The sequence below is a fragment of the Streptomyces sp. NPDC059853 genome (genome assembly GCF_042731495.1).
In the GTDB taxonomy this organism is placed as follows: domain Bacteria; phylum Actinomycetota; class Actinomycetes; order Streptomycetales; family Streptomycetaceae; genus Streptomyces.
Genome location: NZ_JBHWJL010000426.1, coordinates 1 through 3,254 on the forward strand (window position 1 = coordinate 1; position 3,254 = coordinate 3,254).

The 3,254-nt window shown below is 75.2% G+C and carries 2 protein-coding genes and 1 pseudogene; 1 reads left to right on the forward strand and 2 read right to left on the reverse strand.

What is annotated here, in order from left to right:
* A pseudogene (locus ACFV5N_RS26160) lies at positions 1–274 on the reverse strand (N-acetylmuramoyl-L-alanine amidase); the annotation flags it as partial.
* A 74-nt stretch (positions 275–348) separates the two neighbouring features.
* Positions 349–1,464 (reverse strand): aminoglycoside phosphotransferase family protein, encoded by a 1,116-nt coding sequence (locus tag ACFV5N_RS26165; RefSeq protein ID WP_385604509.1) that lies wholly within the window; start codon positions 1,462–1,464, stop codon positions 349–351.
* A gap of 241 nt (positions 1,465–1,705) precedes the next feature.
* On the opposite strand from ACFV5N_RS26165, the gene ACFV5N_RS26170 reads away from it, so the two are divergent.
* Positions 1,706–3,175, forward strand: a complete 1,470-nt coding sequence (locus tag ACFV5N_RS26170) for a hypothetical protein (protein WP_385604512.1) — start codon at positions 1,706–1,708, stop codon at positions 3,173–3,175.
* The last annotated feature ends 79 nt before the right edge of the window (positions 3,176–3,254 follow it).

Here is a 3,254-nt window from a genome sequence, read left to right on the forward strand (position 1 = left end):
GCTGCATGCCGCCGTGGCAGCCGGTGACGCTGGGCGCGCCGTCGTGGTGCTCCCAGCGGGAGTGCAGATAGCCGAGGGCGAGCAGCAGCGGTTCGGGCACGCCGTACTGCCGGGCCGCCGCGCCGTACGCCCGGCGCAGGGCGTCCTCGGGCGGCGGCGCGGCGTGCGCGGTGACCGGCAGCAGCAGGGCGGCCGCGGCGGCGAGGCCGGCCAGGGCGCGAGCGGTGCGGGCGGTGCGGCGGCCGGGGCTGCCGGGGCGGGATACGGGCTCCACGAGCGCAGGACTATCCCTCCGCCGGGAGGCGGTCAATCACCCCGCACCCCGCGCGCCGCCCGGCCGCGCCGGCCTCAGCGGGTCCCCACCGCCGCCCGCACCGCCCGCCGGGCCAGCGCCCAGTCGTCGTGCAGCCGGCGCAGCAGCAGCCGCTGCTCCTCGCCGTACGCCATCCCGCCCGCCGTCGCCGGACCCGGCGCCGCCCGCATCGCCCGGTGCACCGCCTCCTCGCAGATCCGGATCTCCCGGGTGAGGATCAGCATCAGGTTCACCAGGAAGGCGTCCCGCCCGGCCGGACCCCACGCCTGCGCCGTCTGGCTGAGCTGGCGGCGGGCCTGCGGCGCGTCCCCCAGACAGGCCCACAGCGTCGCCAGGTCGTACCCCGGCAGATACCAGCCCGCCGCGTCCCAGCCCACCAGCACCGGGCCGGTCGGGGAGAGCACCACATTGCTCACCAGCGCCTCGCCGTGGCAGAACTGCCGCGGCAGCTCCTGCCCCGGGTCGCGCAGCCCGCGCAACCCGTGCAGCAGCGCCTGGAGATCGTCGATGTCCCGGTCGGTGAGCAGCCCCAGCGCGTGGTAGCGGGCCAGCTGCGCCGGATAGTTGACCGCGTCGTCGAACGCGCCCGCCGGGGGCCGCCACTGCCCCAGCCGCACCAGCGAGCCCAGCAGCGCCCGCTGGTCCGTCACGCTCGGCGGCGACAGCGGATGCCGCACGCTCCCGGCCGGCCGGCCGGGGATGAACTCGGTGACCAGCGTGCAGCTGTGCGGATCGGCGGCCACCAGCTTCGGCACCCGCACCGGTGGCCGGTGCCGCACGAAACTGCGGTACGCCGCTATCTCCTTGCGCATCCGCTCCGCCCGCGCGGGCTGCGCCGGGGCGTCCAGCAGGCACTTGGCGACGGCCGCCCGCCGCCCGGTCATCCCGGCGATCACCAGGGACTGGCCGCGCTCGCGCAGCACCTGGACGGCGTTGAACTCGGGGCAGATCTCCTGCACGGCGGCCAGCGCGGTACGCAGCCGGGCCCCCCGCGCGCCCGAGAAGTCCAGCCGGTTGCCGCCCTGGGGCGGCAGGCCGCGGCCCACGGGCCGGCCGGTGCGGTCGGTGGCACGGGTGGCGCGGTCCGCGGGTCGGGTGGCCTGCTCCGCCGGACGCGGGCGGGTGAACACGGGGGTGGATGCTGAGTACATGGGCGGGCAGGGTCCCTTCGTACGTCGTGCGCCGGGTACGTATGAGAGCGCTCCCGACCCGGGCCCGCACCGGCATCCTGGGGAATGCCGGCCGGGGACCGGACCGGGGTGGCGCGGTTCTACCTGACTCCCCCGGGCGGGTGGCGTACCACCGAGCGGACCCTGGCGAACCCTGGCGAATGGGAATCCCGCGGCCTCCGGGCGGTTACTGTCAACTCAGCCGAGATCCTGGGGGCTTGACGTGAGCAGACGACCCAACACCCGCCTCGCCGACCTGTTCGGGCTGGCGGGATGGTCCAAAGGTGAACTCGCCCGGCTGGTGAACCGCCAGGCGGCGGCCCAGGGCCATCCCCAGCTCGCCACGGACACCTCACGGGTACGGCGCTGGATCGAACTGGGGGAGACCCCGCGCGATCCGGTGCCCGGCGTGCTGGCGGCGCTGTTCACCGAGCGACTCGGCCGTGTCGTGACCATCGAGGATCTCGGGTTGCGCCGGCCAGGGGATGCGGGGACGCGTCAGTCCATCGACGGGCTGCCGTGGGCTCCCCGGCGGACGGCCGAGGTTCTCACCGAATTCACGGGAATGGACCTCATGCTCAACCGACGCGGCATGGTGGGCGCGGGCGCCGCGCTCGCCGCAGGCTCCGCACTCAGCGACGCCATGCACGACTGGCTCCTGACCCCGCCGGGGACAGGCGCTTCCTCCCCCTCCGACCTCACCCGCGGCAGTACCGACACGGCAAGCCTCGACCGGTACGAGGCGGCCCCCGTCGGCTCCGAGGAGATCGACGCACTGGAGAACTCCGTCGACGTGTTCCGCGCCTGGGACGCCAAGAAGGGCGGCGGGCTCCAGCGCAAGGCGGTGGTCGGCCAGCTCAACGAGGTGGGCGGCATACTCGCCTACCGCCATCCCCCCCACCTGCAGCGCAGACTGTGGGGTGTGGCGGCCAACCTGGCGGTCCTCGCCGGGTGGATGTCCCACGACGTGGGCATGGAGACCACCGCGCAGAAGTACTTCGTGATCGCCACCCACGCCGCCAAGGAGGGCGGCGACCGGCCGCGGGCCGGCGAGGCGCTGTCCCGGGCGGCGCGGCAGATGGTGCACTTGGGCCGGCCCGACGAAGCGCTGGACCTGATGCAACTGGCCAAGCGCGGCGCCGGGGACGAGGCACTGCCGCGCACCCGCGCCATGCTCTACACCATCGAGGCGTGGGCGCAGGCCTCCCTGGGGCGCGGCCAGGCGATGCGCCGCACCCTCGGGCAGGCCGAGGACCTGTTCGTCTCCGACCGGGGCGATGTGCCGCCGCCCAGCTGGATGCAGATGTTCGACGCGGCGGATCTGCACGGCATGCAGGCGCTGGCGTACCGGACCCTGGCCGAACACGAGCCGGCCGCGGCGCCGATCGCCGAACGGCACGCGAACGAGGCGCTGGAGCTGCGGATCAGGGACCGGCAGCGGTCCATGCTCTTCGACCAGCTCTCGCTCGCCTCGGCGCACTTCATCGCCGACGAGCCCGACCAGGGCACCAACACGGCCCGGCTGGCCCTGGCCAGCATCCGGGAGAACTCGTCCCTGCGGACCTGGGAGCGGCTGCGCCAGATGTACCGGCTGACCGGCTCGTACCAGGGGCTGGGGACCGTACGGGAACTGCGGGAGGAGATCGAGGCGGCGATGCCCCGGGGCCTGCCGGCCTCGGGCGTCCGGGTCTGAGGGCGGTGGCGGTCCCGCGGCACCGGGGGCGGCGGCTCCCGGCCCGCCGTGGCGGCCCGGGCCGTCCGGGGCCGTCGTC